General features: G+C 44.4%; 9 protein-coding genes. 8 read left to right on the forward strand and 1 reads right to left on the reverse strand.

All coding sequences use genetic code 11. The features are described 5' to 3' along the window. A partial coding sequence (locus GJV22_RS21635; protein WP_163718641.1) for a tetratricopeptide repeat protein occupies positions 1–1,808 on the forward strand: 1,808 nt, incomplete at its 5' end. Positions 1,809–1,929: 121 nt separating this feature from the next. Then, on the forward strand, positions 1,930–2,091 hold the full coding sequence (locus GJV22_RS21640) for a hypothetical protein (protein WP_163718642.1): 162 nt from the start codon (positions 1,930–1,932) through the stop codon (positions 2,089–2,091). Positions 2,092–2,173: 82 nt separating this feature from the next. On the opposite strand, the gene GJV22_RS21645 is transcribed toward GJV22_RS21640, so the two are convergent. Continuing rightward, a protein-coding gene (locus GJV22_RS21645) for an IS3 family transposase (protein WP_394367559.1) occupies positions 2,174–3,509 on the reverse strand; the annotation gives its coding sequence in 2 pieces (ribosomal slippage) (positions 2,174–3,182 and positions 3,181–3,509; 1,338 coding nt in all). Between the two features lie 76 nt (positions 3,510–3,585). Here GJV22_RS21645 and GJV22_RS21650 point away from each other — a divergent pair. From GJV22_RS21650 to GJV22_RS21675, 6 genes are all read left to right on the forward strand, one after another. Beyond that, positions 3,586–5,079, forward strand: a complete 1,494-nt coding sequence (locus GJV22_RS21650) for a glycoside hydrolase family 3 C-terminal domain-containing protein (protein ID WP_163718643.1) — start codon at positions 3,586–3,588, stop codon at positions 5,077–5,079. A 222-nt stretch (positions 5,080–5,301) separates the two neighbouring features. After that, positions 5,302–5,883: an RNA polymerase sigma-70 factor gene (locus GJV22_RS21655; RefSeq protein ID WP_163718645.1), complete on the forward strand. Its 582-nt coding sequence runs from the start codon at positions 5,302–5,304 to the stop codon at positions 5,881–5,883. Positions 5,884–5,949: 66 nt separating this feature from the next. After that, positions 5,950–6,915 (forward strand): FecR family protein, encoded by a 966-nt coding sequence (locus GJV22_RS21660; RefSeq protein WP_163718647.1) that lies wholly within the window; start codon positions 5,950–5,952, stop codon positions 6,913–6,915. A gap of 205 nt (positions 6,916–7,120) precedes the next feature. Then, a complete protein-coding gene (locus tag GJV22_RS21665; RefSeq protein WP_205462001.1) occupies positions 7,121–10,465 on the forward strand; it encodes a SusC/RagA family TonB-linked outer membrane protein in 3,345 nt (1,114 codons plus the stop codon). Positions 10,466–10,510: 45 nt separating this feature from the next. Next, positions 10,511–12,049: a RagB/SusD family nutrient uptake outer membrane protein gene (locus GJV22_RS21670; protein WP_163718649.1), complete on the forward strand. Its 1,539-nt coding sequence runs from the start codon at positions 10,511–10,513 to the stop codon at positions 12,047–12,049. A gap of 313 nt (positions 12,050–12,362) precedes the next feature. After that, entirely contained in the window at positions 12,363–15,770 is a 3,408-nt protein-coding gene (locus tag GJV22_RS21675; protein ID WP_163718651.1) for a glycosyl hydrolase, read from the forward strand. The last annotated feature ends 50 nt before the right edge of the window (positions 15,771–15,820 follow it).

Here is a 15,820-nt window from a genome sequence, read left to right on the forward strand (position 1 = left end):
GGCGTGTCGAATTGAAGAACGGCAAGTTCGCTGAGGCCGAACAAAACTTAAGAGCTGCGATCGAGATCATGACCACTTATCATCCCAACCCGGCATCGGGCGAGGCGCATTATTTCTGTGGATTAGCTTGCTCATTGCAAGGACGTAAAGACGAAGCTTACGGCTTGTTCTACAAATCAACCTGGAATTTTGAGTGGCGTGCAGCTGCCTATTATCAGCTAGCAACGTTGGATTGCCAGAAGGGTGACTACGAAACAGCATTAGAGCATTTGGAAGCTTCGTTGGATACCAATCGTCAGAACAATAAGACGTCTATTTTGAAAGCTGTTGTTCTGAAGCACCAGGGAAATAAAGAAGCTGCACAAGACGTGTTGACTGAGCTTTTCAAAACAGATGCGCTGGATCAATGGGCGAAATTTGAATTGGCCAATTTGTCGGGCAATTTCGATGACTTCATTCAATCATCCCGAAATGATGCCCAGACAATCCTGGATATTGCTTTTGACTATGCGGAAACAGGATTTTACGATGAAGCGATCGCCGTTATCGAATTGCATCACAAAAATGAAATTCCGGCATGTGCGGTGCCAAACCCAATGGCAGCGTCAATCATGACCGAGTTTGCCCTGGCTTGGTTGTACCAAATGAGTGGCGATCAAACCAAAGCTGCTGAATTGCTGAAATCGACAAAAACAGCTTCCTGCGACTATGTTTTCCCATCGCGCATCTACGAACAACTTGTGTTGGAATGGGCATTGCAGGTCGATCATGAAAATACGGTTGCCGCCTTCGGATTGGGTAACTATTACTTCAACCTGAAACGCCACAAAGATGCCATTCGCGTATGGGAATTGGCAGCAAATGCCGACAGCAGCTATGGAACATTGTACCGGAACTTAGGTATCGCTTACTGGAATACTTTTGAGGATGGAGACAAAGCCAGACAGGCTTTCCAAAAAGCTGTTGAATTGGTTCCGGATGATATGCGTGTTCGTTACGAATTTGACCAGTTACGCAAAAAATTGAACGATGATCCGAAAGATCGACTGGAAAGTTTACTGCCGATTTTGGATCAGATTACAAGCCGTGATGACTTTTCTGTTGAATTGGCAGCTCTATACAATTTCGAAGGAGAATATGAAAAAGCCTTGAACCTGATGGAGAACCGGAACTTCCATCCTTGGGAAGGTGGCGAAGGGCAGGTTTTGCGACAATACACCTATGCATGTTTGAAATTGGGCCAGATGGCGTTGAAAGCCGGGGATGCTAAGGTTGCTTTCGCATATTTCGAGAAGTCGATGAATACACCGGATAACCTGGGCGAAAAGTACCATCCATTGCAGGCAGTGGCACATATCAACTACTGGAAAGGAATGGCCTTGAAAGCCCTGGGCAAAATAGACGAAGCCAATACGCACTTCATTGCCAGCACCAACGAGGAGGGCGACTTTATTGATATGGCCGTTAGTGCTTACTCGGAGCTCTCGTACTATAAGGCACTTTCGTTGAAGGAACTGGGCAAAGCTAACGAGGCCGAAGACTTGCTGCAGAAGATAAAAGCTTTCGCTGAAGCCAAGTTGAAGGAGAAAGTTCAGATTGACTACTTTGCAACTTCATTGCCGCTGTTGCTGGTGTTCGAGGATAACATTCAGATGCGAAATACGGTCGACGCTAAATTCCTGATCGCACTTGCAGAAGTTGGGCTCGGTAACGGCAATGTGTCGGCAGAATTGGCCAAAGAAATATTGGAGCTTAATTCAATGCATGTTGGTATATCTGATCTAGTAAAAGAACTTGAATGCGTTTAACGAAATGTTTTAGGTCTATAAAAAGTTAAAACGCAATTTAACAAAGGGGAGATGGATTTGAACAATTCATCTCACCCTTACTAACTAACCTTTATTACCCGAAAAAAATAAGAATTTAATTATGAAAGTAATTGTGGCTGGAGGTCTGGTATTTATTGGTTATAATATAGTTGTGGAACTTTGGGATAGTGGTTTTGAACCAGTTATTGTAGATAATATAAGTAATTCAAATGAAAATGTGCTTTCTCAGTTGAATGAGCTAACAGTCTGGGGGAGGATATGAAATGATACTTGTTTAACGTCAAACCAATCGGGACATATCTCCATCACAATTTAATGAGTACTTTTTAATTACCAAATTGAATTTAAGAGACTTTTTTGTTTAGTCGTCTTCTGTGATTTAGAGTACTAATTTTTATTCGCTTTCGCTCTTTTAAAATCTGTGAACCGTAGTTGCGATACACTGATTCCGGCGTTAGATTCGATAATGATTCATGATACCGGTCATTGTTGTAATAATCTACAAAACCGTCGATTTCGTGCTGCAATGCTGACGGTAAATAGTAATGTTGCAGCTTAATCACGTTCTTCATAGATCTGTGCCAACGTTCGATCTTTCCCTGTGTTTGTGGATGCAATGGTTTCCCCCGAATATGGTCAACACCTAGATTCGATAAGTATTCATCCAACCCATTGGCGATATAGCAAGGACCATTATCCGAAAGCAACTTGGGGGCGTTCTGTTTGCTGATTCCTTCTTTTTGAAGCGCATGCTGAACGACTCGTTCCACATCACCTTTCTGCATCGTCTTACACAGCTCCCAATGAACAACATACCGGGAGTAATCATCCAGTATTGTTGCCAAATAATACCAGCCCCAGCCTTGCACTTTGAGGTACGTAAAATCAGTTTGCCACATTTGATTTGGCCGGCTTGTTTTATGCTTGTACTCATCCGAAGCCTGCATAACAATCCAGGCTGGGCTCGTAATCAATCCATGGCTTTTAAGTATTCTGTAAACGCTGCTTTCACTGATGTAGCGTTTCTTTTCATCAGTATACTTGAAGGCTAATTCCCGTGGTGAAAGATCTTCGTAATCCAGGGAATACTCCAGGATCTCTTGTCTTTCTTTTTCCGGTATTCTGTTCCAGTACTGGTTCCTGGTACTCTTTTGCGGGAGTAACCCATCGTAGCCGTATTCTTTGTAGGCAGCATACCAACGGTAAAAGTTACTGCGCGGTATTCCTAGTTCCTGCAGAGTCCGTTTCACGCCAATTTCGGAACGTTCCACCAGGTCAATGATGGTCTTCTTTTCATGTGCACTTCGTCTCATATAGGCCTTGTTTACGCTAGTCCAGTCAGATTTTTTTTGCCATCCAAAGATCGAGTGCCTGCTCCGCTAACAGCTGTTTTAAATCCCGGTTCTGTTGACGCAGATCCGCAACTTCACTACTATTTGCCTCTCTCTTAAAATCGCCGGATAAGCGTTTTTTACCCGCTTCCAGGAAATCCTTACTCCAGGTATAGTAAAGGTTGCTGTTGATGCCTTCTCGTCGGCATAGCTCAGCTATGGTGTCTTCTCCTCGCAAGCCTTCCAATACAATACGGATCTTTTCTTCCGCTGAATAAAGTTTCCGGGTACGACGCTTAATTTCTCTGATTGTTTGTTCGGCTGATAGAGCCCTTTTTTGATCGCTCATAACAATTTATTTCTTTAAAGTTAATGAATTATGCACTCATTAATTTCGAAGATAAATTGTCCCAATTCAGTTGAAGATGTACACTGAATTCGTATCTGATGTAATAGCACAGGTTGAAGCGGGGAATGACCTGATGATGCCGGGAACCGAAGAGCAAAAAAAAGTGCTGACACAAGCCATTGTTGATGGAAAGATTGATCCGGAAGCTGTAAATAGCAGTCTTCGTCGTATCCTTGAATACATTGCAGCTACCTCCACTGTTCAAAAATATGAATACAGTAATAAGCCTGATTTAAAAGGTCATGCTGAAGTCACCCGAAGTGCCGCAACCGAAGGGATGGTCTTGTTGAAAAATGATGCTGCAGTTTTGCCCTATAAAACAAAGACAGGCTCTGTTGCTGTATTTGGAGGTACTTCATACAGTTTTATTGCCGGAGGAACAGGCAGTGGTGACGTAAATGAAGCATATACTGTTTCGTTGATTGAAGGCTTGGAAAACGCCGGCTACAAGATCGATAAGGAGCTTCAGGGTAAGTATGTGCCTTTTGTGAAAGAGGCAGAAGCAAAAGAGATGCAGCGTCGTAAAGAGCATGGTGGCCTTTTGTCAGATGTTCAACGTCTTCCAGAAATGCCTTTAAGCCAGGATTTAGTCGCTAAAAAAGCAGAATCTTCTGATGTTGCTATCATTACTATTGGCCGAAATGCTGGAGAACAGCACGATAGAAAAATCAATAACGATTTCTATTTAGGGCTGGATGAAGTGAAAATGATCAACACCGTTTCGGATGCTTTTCATGCTGTCGGTAAAAGAGTCATCGTTATTCTGAATATTGGAGGAGTTATCGAAACTGCAAGCTGGAAAGATAAGGTTGATGCGATCCTGGTCGCATGGCAACCGGGGCAGGAAGGTGGAAACTCAGTAGCGGATGTGTTCTCAGGTAAAGCGAATCCTTCAGGTAAATTAACAATGACATTTCCTGTAGACTATAACAATATTCCTTCTGCAGCCGATTTTCCGGGAGTTCCTGCGAACGATCCCAAAGAAGTGTTCTATAAAGAAGGAATTTACATTGGTTATCGCTACTTCAACACCTTCAAAGTTCAACCATCATATGAATTTGGATACGGTAGCTCCTATACTACCTTCGACTATTCAGATCTGAAACTGAGTACAACCAATTTTAAAGATGAACTGGAAGTTTCAGTAACAGTAACTAACACAGGTAAAGTCGCAGGTAAAGAAGTGGTTCAATTATACGTTTCAGCTCCAGCCAAGATAGTCGATAAGCCATCTGAAGAGCTAAAAGCATTTGCAAAAACTAAAGTGTTGGATCCTGGTCAATCTCAAACATTGAAGTTTACATTGAATGCTTCAGATTTAGCATCGTTCATTGATGACGAAAGTGCTTGGATTGCTGAAAAAGGAGCTTATAAAGTTAAGGTTGGTGCTTCTTCATTAGATATTAAATTGAAGGAAGACTTCTCACTTGACAAAGATATCACTACTGAAAAGGTTCATAACACTTTTGATTTAGATGTGGACATGGACGATGTCCTAGAGAATAATTAGTTTGTTGTGATTTGTAAATTATTGTGATTCAGGCTTGATGTTGTATTCTATAATTTACTGTTGAAAGTGGGGAAGCGGTACCGTGTTTTACAGGCATATCACTTCTCCGCTTATTTTGTTGAAATAAACAAATGTTGAGCAACATTAAGCGTAGACTAAATACAAGTTCTATTTTTTAGTTCTGTACACTTTTATATGTTTGTATAATTACAAACCAATAAAATGAGGGAAGCGTTTAACCAGGAAAGAATAATTGTAGCATTGGCTGGCGATAGTCAGGCAGCCCTCGAAGAATTATTCAATTACTATTATCCCCGCCTTTTTAACTATTCGAAAGCTTTTTTGAAATTTGAAGATGGTGTTGACGATATACTGCAAGAGGTTTTCCTGAAAATCTGGAGAACCAGAAAGAATATAAAGGATAGTAGCACTTTTAACGCATACATTTATACCATTACTCACAATTTGCTGCTGAATGAGCTGCGAAGCCGGCTGAACAATCAAAAAATGAAGGACCGTTTAGCAAAAGCTTCGATTGCTCAGGAGTACTTCCTGTCTGAGAGTTATGAGTTCAACGAGTTGAAAGCCCGGATTGACCGGGCGGTAGAGGCGCTCCCCGAAAAGCAAAGAGAAATTTTCAGAAAAAGCCGTATCGAAGGATTATCGCATAAAGAAATTGCTGAAGAATTAAAAGTTTCTGTAAAAACGGTTGAATATCACATTGGCCAGTCAATCAAACTGATAAAAGGGAATTTGGGCAAAGAAGGCGAGCTAAGTTTGCTTTATTTTTACCTTTTTCTGTAATTTTTTCAGTTTTCGTTTAGGGATACTTCCGTTTGCTGTGTATAACAAGTGTAATTAAGACACAGCATGAAGACTATACTCAAAAAATATTTCAATTCAGTTTTATCACCGGACGAGTTCGAGCGATTCTGTGAATTTGTGAAGTCCACTAAAAATTCCAAACCACTATCGGAAATGATGAAATTGGAATGGAATTACTTCTACAATGATCAGGATGCTGACAAAAGCAATCCGGCACTTCTTGAAAGAATCAAACAACGCATATTGGTTGAAGATCGACAAAAATTAGCCAAGGTGCTAAGAATGTACTCCGTGGGAATTCGGGTCGCTGCCGTATTGGTCGTTGGCCTGATTATCACTTCTATTTGGCTATTCCAGAATCCTCGGCTGTCGACGCAGGCTGAGTTGATGCAGACAGTGGAAATTCCGTTGGGAGCCAGAACCCAAATGCAACTGCCCGACGGGTCTCAAGTTTGGCTAAACTCAGGTTCAACCTTGAGTTTTTCTAACGACTTTGCCAGAAGCCGGGAGGTTGATCTTGAGGGAGAAGCTTTTTTCGACGTTGTTAAGTCGAAAGTTCCTTTTGAAATTCATACGGATTACGGGGATGTAAAAGTGCTGGGAACAGCTTTCAACGTGGATGCTTATCCGGACGAGGAGTTTTCTACTACTTTGGAACGCGGAAAAATCGAGTTTTCAAGTAATACGGAAGAAAAGAAGATTTTAGAGCCTGGTGAGCAGGTGAGGATTGTAGGAGATAAAATTGTCTTGGAGAACGTGGATACGCAGATATTTACTTCCTGGAGGCAAGGACGTTTAATTTTCAAACGGGAACCTTTCCCTTCGATGATCAAAAAGTTGGAACGCTGGTATAATGTGCAAATCCAATATTCGGCGAGTGATTTCGACGGGCTTTGGTTTTCAGGAACGGTTGAGGGAGAATCAATATCCGAAGTGATGGAGATGGTTTGTAAATCAGCACCAGTAAAATACAACTACAATAGTCGTACTCGAACGATTCAAATCAAATAAATCTAACTTAAAACTTAACAAGAAACCAATTAAAAACTTAATCATTATGAAGAGCTAACCAAAAAAAGAAGCAAGAACTGACTCTTCCTGCTTCTTCTGAAAATTGATTTATTAAAACTAGTACTAAACCAATCATTGCAAAATTATGGAAATAAAACGAGGTTTTTATGGCCACAGGTCATCTATTTACCTAAACTTACTGAAAATGAAACTAACCTTCCTCATTGTACTGATTTCAGTTATGAGCTCCCTGGCTTCGCAAAGCTATTCGCAATCAACCCGGATTACGATGGAAGTCCGAGATACTCGAATTGAAGATTTTCTGCGGGATATTGAGAATCAAACCGAGTATCGCTTTTTTTACAGCGCAAAAATAGATGTGGATCAAAAAGTCTCAGGCGACTTCAAAGATCTGTCCATCCAAATGGTTTTGGATGAAATTCTCCAAAAGACCGGCATTGGATATGAGATCAACGGTCGGCAAATCATTCTATCGAATGCAACAACCGGAGCGAATGCACAGCAAGTAAAGTCTGTATCGGGAGAGATAACCGACACGGCAGGTAACTCATTACCGGGTGTTACGGTGGTTGTGAAAGGAACAACTAACGGAACAATTACGGATTACGAAGGTCGCTATACGATTTCGAATCTTCCGGCAGATGCCATCCTGGTATTCTCTTTCGTGGGAATGCGGTCACAAGAGATTACAGTAGGTACACAGTCTTTGTTAAATGTGACTTTAGAGGATGAAACGATCGGTTTAGAGGAAGTTGTTGCTGTAGGTTACGGTACACAGTCGAAGAGAACAGTAACCGGTTCTATTCAATCTGTTGATACCGACGAACTGTCAGATATGCCAGTGACAACAACAGCCCAAAAACTCCAGGGAAAGTTGTCAGGTGTGCAAATTAACCAAACAACCGGTAGGCCCGGAGAAGGCATGAAAATTCGTATTCGTGGTCAGGCTTCGTTGACCGCAGGTAACGATCCGCTATATGTTGTTGATGGCTTCCCAATTACCGGTGATATAAGCTCGTTGAACCCGAATGAGATTGAAAGTATCTCGGTATTGAAAGATGCGTCTTCTGCTGCATTGTACGGTTCCCGGGCTGCAAACGGTGTAATCCTGGTAACCACAAAACGAGGAAAGATTGGAAAGACTTCCATTTCAATTGCTTCAAATTACGGGTGGCAAACAGTACCTCAAAAAGGTCGTCCTGATGCAATGAATGCGACTGAATATGCCCAGTTCAAAAAAGAATCGCTGGAAGATTTGGGGCTGCCAGTTCCCGAGATGTGGCAAAACCCGTCGCAATATGGCGCAGGAACTAATTTTTATGACGAGCTGTTGCAGGTTGCCCCAATGCAGGATCACAGTATCAGCTTTAGTAGCAGCAATAACAACTTTGCAACAACTGCAGTGATTGGTTACACAGGACAAGATGGTGTAATCGAGAACTCGGATTACAAGCGGTATTCCATGCGCATCAACACGGATTACAACGTGTCTGAAAAAATCAAAACCGGTTTTAGCGTTGCGCCTACTTATTCAATAGCCAACTCGCCGAATACCGATGGGATCCTTTGGGGTGGCGGTTTGATCAACAACGCACTGACCATCTGGCCGATCTTCGACCCGATGAATGAAGACGGCACAATGGCTCAAAATTTCTTTGACCCTGTAAGTGGCAGTCGTTTCGAAAATGTTTTGTGGTCAGCTCAGGCGATCTCGAATGAAACCAAAAACATGCGCCTGCTCACCAACGCATTTGCGCAGTACGAACCAATTAGCGGATTGGTTATTAAGACAACCTTCAATTTTGAGTATTTCAATAGTAAATATAAAAATGTAACACCTTCGACTGTTGGTGCTGCAACACCTTCAGTAGCATCGGGACGCCTGATGAACAGAGGATACAATACCTGGTTGAATGAAAATACAATCACCTATAAAAAGTCTGTTGGCGATCACAACTTTGATTTGTTAGGTGGTATAACGATCCAAAGGTACCGGGAAGATATGACTAGGATTAGCTACAACGGCTTTGCCGACGACCGGGTTCCAACAATCGCTGCAGCACAGAATGTTGACCGTTCTCCTTATTGGTTAACCGGAGAGTTGGGAACATACAACGACATCCAGGAGTGGAGCATGATGTCTTACCTGGCCCGCATTAACTATAACTACAAAAATCGCTATTTGCTTTCGTTTGCGATTCGCGCCGACGGTTCTTCCCGTTTTGGCTCAGATAACCGCTGGGGGAGTTTCCCATCAGCATCAGCTGGCTGGATTGCTTCGGACGAAGAGTTTATGAAGGGATTTGAAAAGCTTTCTTTATTGAAATTGCGTGCGTCCTTTGGTGTTGTTGGTAACAACAATATTGGTAACTATACGCAATACGCGACAGTAAGCACGGGGTCAGCATCGAATAATGCTATTTTCGGATCTTCTGTTCACAGCGGAAGCGTAATGACTTCGTTACCAAACTCGGAATTAACCTGGGAAAAAACACAGGAGTATGACTTCGGATTTGATGCGGGATTCTTTAACAACCGGATCAACCTGAGTTACGATTATTACAACAGAAAGACGACCAGCTTGCTATATAGCGTCAACGTAGCTCAAGAGTCAGGTTTTAGCTCATTCATGTCAAACATTGGTGAGTTGAAATTTTGGGGTCATGAGATCATGTTGAATACGAAAAACCTTGTTGGTGAATTCAGTTGGGAAACTTCGTTCAACATTTCTTTTACAGACAATGAGGTTCTTTCTCTTGCAGGTGATATTGACCGTATTTACAGTGGTTTGTTCGATTCGAACATCACGAAAGTCGGCGACAAAATCGGTTTGTTATACGGTATGGTCTGGGATGGCGTTTATGACAACCAGGAAGAATTCGACAACAGCCCTAAAGCGGTTGCATCGGAAGTGGGAACAATTAAGTTCAAAGATGTAGGTGGTGGCGCAGATGGAGGTCCGGATGGTATAATTACCCACGGCGGCGATAATGATGACCGTACGGTTATCGGCGACCCGACACCCCAATTCACATATGGTATTACGAACACTTTTGCATACAAAAACTTTGATTTGTCAGTTGTGATGGCCGGTTCGTATGGTAACGACATTATTACCTGGATGGACCAGTCGTTAGCGAATCTCGATGGTAACTTCAATGTTTATAAAGATTTGAAAGACAGATGGCGTTCCGAAAGCAATCCGGGCGCTGGAAGATACGGTAAAACAACATCGGGTACTTCGAACGAACGCGACTGGGTAAGTTCCCGCTTTGTAAGCGATGGTAGCTACCTGACAATCAAAAATGTCACTCTAGGTTATACGGTACCAACCAAGAAGTTGAGTAACTTGCGGGTATTCATGAGTATCCAGCAGTTGTACACATTCACAAAGTACAGAGGTGCAAACCCGGAATCCAGTAACTCTTTCTATTCTGGTAACTCAACCAGTGCTCTTACACTTGGTAGTGATTTCGCAAGTTTCCCGGTTCCCAGAACAGTATCCTTTGGGATAAATATTGGTCTGTAAGAATCCATTGAATCATGATTATCAAACCGAAAAAAAAACAATTGTATGAGACATAAAATCATTTTATTAGGAATAGTTGGTGCGTTGTTGATGTCCTGTGCTGACGATTTTCTGACAATTCCTTCAGAAACAGCCTTGACAGATGACATTTACTATAAAACTCAGGCCGACATGGAGGCAGCCGTTAATGCAGTATATGCACCTTTTAGAGAATTATACTCCGGTAGTACAGCAACGAGCAACGGCGCCAATGCGGCTTATATTATGGGTGAAATGCATTCGGACAATGCACGCTACATTCTTAACCCTCAGTTCCGGGCTACTGAAAACCAGGAGCAGGTTGCAGACTTCATTCACCTGGCATCGAACAGCGTATCTACCTTTAAATACCAGCGTAACTACAGCGTAATTTCGGCCGCCAATAAAGTATTGGCCACAGCAGATGGTGCTGAGTTCGACGACGAATCTGCCAGAACGAACATCAAAGGACAGGCACTTTGTTTGAGAGCATTTTCATATTTCGATTTGGTACAGTATTTCGGTTCTGTTCCCTTGCACCTGGAGCCGGTGACTACTTTCGAGGGTACAGCACTTCCACTATCTACGGTTGAAGAAGTGTACGCACAGATTATCGCGGATTTGACCAGTGCGATTGAAATGCTTCCTGTAAAAAGTGGCCAGGCCGATTTGGGAAGAGTTACAAAAGGAACTGCGCAAACGATTCTGGCCAATGTTTACATGGTTCAGAAAAATTATGCAACAGCTGAAACTGTGCTCAAAGAGATCGTATCGTCAGGCCAGTACGCATTGATGGCAAATTACTCCGCCGTTTTTGATCCTGCCAATAAAAATAATTCGGAGTCAATTTTCGAAATTCAGTATCGTCAGGGCACAGATGGTTACAGCAGTACTTTCTGCTATGGTATGTTCCCGTACCCAATGGCTCAGGAGACTGTCGCTGAGTTGACAGGTGTAAGTGATCCAATGCCCTTGGTACAGGGGGAGGCTTTCAATGCTCCGTCACCGGATTTGATGGCCGTTTACGAGACAGGCGATTTGCGCTTTGATGCATGCATTGGCTACACGACAGATGCTCATGGTGAAGAATTTCCATTCTGTAGGAAATTCCTTCATCCGCACTTACAGCTTAACAATAGTGATGACAACTGGCCGGTTTATCGTTATGCGGAAGTATTGTTATTCCTGGCTGAAGCGATTAATGAGCAGGGCAAACCCGTTAGTGAAGCGTTATCCTACATTAATACAGCTGTCGGCAATAGTCCTGTAAGCATTCGCGAACGGGCAGGTTTGGGACCGATTACAGCGACTACCCAAGATCAGGTTCGCGAGGCAATTGCCCAGGAACGCCGTATTGAGTTAGCTTTTGAAAGCAAGCGCTGGCTCGACTTGGTTCGTACAGGTAAAGCAGTTGAGGTAATAACAGCTTATGGCGCACGCGTTAAAGCAGACCCGACAGCCTATTATTTCCCAACGGGATATCATGCTCCAGATGCGGCTTTCGGATCAATCGACTTGGTTTGGCCGTTGCCTGCTGCTGAAGCATTGTACAATCCTAATTTCTGATTTGACAGAAATATTTCTGGAAACTCATTCTAACTAAATAATGAAAAGACTGTTCCGAAATCCTCACAGTAAGGTCAGTAGGAACAGTCTATTCCAAAACAGCCGGAGCAGTTCCTGGCTATTGGTAACTTTCAATAAGCAACTGGAAGATTTTCAGTTGACTCTTGTCGCAATCATGATGTAACGAAAGAACGTACATAAAAATTCGAAATACTTCTGTAGATCATTCAGAAAGAGAAGACAATGTAATATTGCGAAGATTGATAGCAGCACGGAAGTTTCGGATATAATCACCCTTTTAATATGTTCTGAAATGAAACTGAAAACAGCCAAAATTAGATCAAAATATTCCCTCGTTTTACTCGTCGCAGCAGGTTTAATTTGGTCCTGCAGTAACCAACAGGCTGAAAAGGCCGGAATTGATGGTGCGCAACTTGAATCCGGTTTTGTAACACCACCGGATAGCGCGAAACCCCGCGTTTGGTGGCACTGGATGAACGGCAATATTACCAAGGAAGGTATTCGTGCCGATCTGGAATGGATGCATCGCGCCGGGATTGGGGGCTTCCAAAATTTCGATGCCGGCCTGAGCTCACCCCAGGTGGTTGATCAGCGACTAATTTATATGACTCCGGAATGGAAAGATGCCTTTGCATTCACCACAAGCCTGGCCGATTCGCTGGGGCTGGAAATGGCGATTGCAGGCTCACCGGGATGGAGCGAAAGTGGCGGTCCTTGGGTAAAACCGGAAGAGGCCATGAAAAAATATGTGTGGAGCCAGGTTCGACTGGAAGGCGGAAAAGCCTTCAACGGAAAACTACCACAACCTCCTTCAGTTGCCGGCCCGTTTCAAAACATTGGCATGGAACCCAGTCCGATGGGTCACGGGCCAGAACCATCGCCCGACTATTATGCCGATGCAGCCGTTATTGCGTATCGTTTGCCGGAAACCGATTTGGCAATGGCAGAGCTCAGTCCAACGGTTACTTCCAGCGGAGGTCAATTTTCATTAGCCGAATTGACAGATGGTGACTTGGCCACATCCAGCTTTTTGCCAGCAGGAAAAGAAGGACAAGCGTCCTGGATTCAATTTGAATTTGACGAGCCGGTAAGCATGCAGGCCTTGACCATCGTAGGGGGAGGAATGAACCGAATGTTTGGCCCACCGGAAGAAACCCGAGCACTGGAAAGCAGCATGGGTGGTCGTACCTTCGAAAAAGTGCTGGACATTCCGGCCAGCGGATTGAAAGAATTAAGCGTTTCGTTTCCTGCAACTACTGCTAAATATTTTCGTTTTGCATGGACAAAATTACCCAACCAGGGGCCACCGGCCATACCGGGTTTACCCATGATGAATCGTGGTCCGCAAGGGCCAGCCGGAACTCAGGTAGCCGAGCTTGTTTTGTCATCGGCGGGGCGGGTGCATCGTTTTGAGGATAAAGCTGCCTTTGAAGCTGCAACTGATTTGTACCAGGCTTTCACGCCTACTGTTGATGCAGCAACCGTAGTTCCGAAAACAGATGTAATTGATTTAACGGATAAAATGGAGGCTGACGGAAGCCTGAACTGGACGCCACCAGCCGGGAAGTGGATGGTGGTTCGCCTGGGATACTCGCTAACCGGCCACAAAAATGGCCCGGCATCGCCCGAGGCTACCGGCCTCGAAGTGGATAAACTTTCAGCCAAACATGTTAACGCTTATTTTACCAATTACCTGGACCAATACAAAGATGCTACGGGCGGTTTAATGGGGCAGCACGGACTTCAATTTGTGATAACCGACAGTTGGGAGGCTGGTACTCAAAACTGGACCGACGATATGATCTCTGAATTTAAGAAGCGCAGAGGTTACGATATGTTGCCCTGGTTTCCGGTTCTTACTGGTCAAATTGTGGAAAGTGCCGAGGCGAGTGATCGCTTTTTATGGGATTTCCGGAAAACACTGGCAGATTTGGTGACCGAAAACCACTACGATCAGCTGACTAAACTATTGGCCGAACGTGGCATGGGCCGCTATTCCGAGTCGCATGAGGCGCGCCGCGCTTTTATTGGCGACGGCATGGAGGCCAAACGCTCGGCAACGGTTCCAATGGGCGCCGGCTGGACACCTGGTGGTTTCGGTGGAAATGAAGGGGGCGTTGCTTCTTTCTACCAGGCCGATATTCGCGAGTCCGCGTCGGTGGCTCACTTGTACGGACAGGATTTTGTTGCCGCCGAATCTCTGACAGCGATGGGCTCGGACTATGCCTGGTCGCCGGAGCGCCTCAAGCCAATTGCCGATCATTTGATGGCCTGTGGCTTAAACCGCTTTGTGATTCACACATCGGTGCATCAGCCTTTGTTGGATCGCGTGCCGGGAATGAGCCTTGGCCCATTTGGCCAGTGGTTTACGCGCAACGAAACCTGGGCTGAGCAGGCAATTGCCTGGACGACTTATCTGTCGCGAAGCTGTTTCATGTTGCAGCAGGGCGAATTTGTTGCCGACATTGCTTATTACTATGGCGAGGACAATAACATTACAACGCTATTTAGCCGCTTGCGTGGTGGCGATCTGCCTACCATTCCCGAGGGCTACAACTACGATTTTATCAATGCTGATGCACTGGTGAATTTGTTGATGCTTGAAAATGGTTTGTTGACTACGCCAAGCGGAATGAGCTATCGGGTATTGGCATTGGATCCGAACAGCCAGTACATGACATTGACCGTGTTGCGGAAAGTAAAAGCCTTGGTTGAAGCCGGGGCCGTTGTTGCCGGTCCGAAGCCAATGATGACACCAAGCCTTTCGGACGACCCTGCCGAGTTTGAAGCCATCACTTCGCAATTATGGGCTAATGAAAGTGGAGTGAATGTTGTTGGAAAAGGCCGCGTTTATCCTGAATTGGCCTTGGCCGAAACGATGACAGCTGAGAATATCCAGCCCGACTTTGCTTACACCAAACCGGAAGAAGATTCAAATTTGTTTTACCTGCACCGAAAAGCGGGCGAAAACGATATTTATTGGGTGAATAATCGCAGCTCTCATGCGGAAGACTTGGAAGCTACCTTCCGGGTTTCTGGCAAAGAAGCTGAAATCTGGCATCCGGAGACAGGTAAAATTGAAAAAGTATCGTTCCAAATGGCCGGCGAGGCAACCACCGTTCCGTTGAAGCTGGAGCCGGAAGATGCTTATTTTGTGGTGTTCCGCACGACTACAACGGCGAAAGAATACAAGAAACCAGAGGTGACCGAAAACCAACTGGCAATGCTTGAAGGCCCCTGGACGGTGAATTTCCAGGCTGATCGTGGAGCTCCTTCCGAAGTAACTTTTGAGGCTTTATCCGATTGGACTGACAACGTGGACATGGGCATCAAATATTTCTCGGGTACGGCAAGCTATCACCAAACAATTTCGGTTCCGGCAGAGTGGCTAGTCGATGGCGCACAGCTTTGGATCGATTTGGGTCAGGTGAAAAACCTGGCGGAAGTTGTGGTGAATGGCGAATCGCAGGGAATTGTGTGGAAAACACCGTTCCGGCTCGAACTCAGCAAGGCCTTGAAAGAAGGGGAGAATCAACTCGAAATAAAAGTCACTAACCTTTGGGTAAACCGCCTGATTGGCGACCAGCAGCCGGGGGTAACCGAACCGGTTACCTGGAGCTCGAACCCATTCTACAAAGCCGATTCGCCTTTGTTCTCATCAGGCCTGCTTGGTCCGGTGTCGCTCATCAGTCGAAACTGACGCGCAAATCATTTCAACACCAATAGAACTAAATTGAAACTTCAAATTCA

Source organism: Mangrovibacterium lignilyticum, from assembly GCF_010882175.1.
GTDB classification, from domain to species: domain Bacteria; phylum Bacteroidota; class Bacteroidia; order Bacteroidales; family Prolixibacteraceae; genus Mangrovibacterium; species Mangrovibacterium lignilyticum.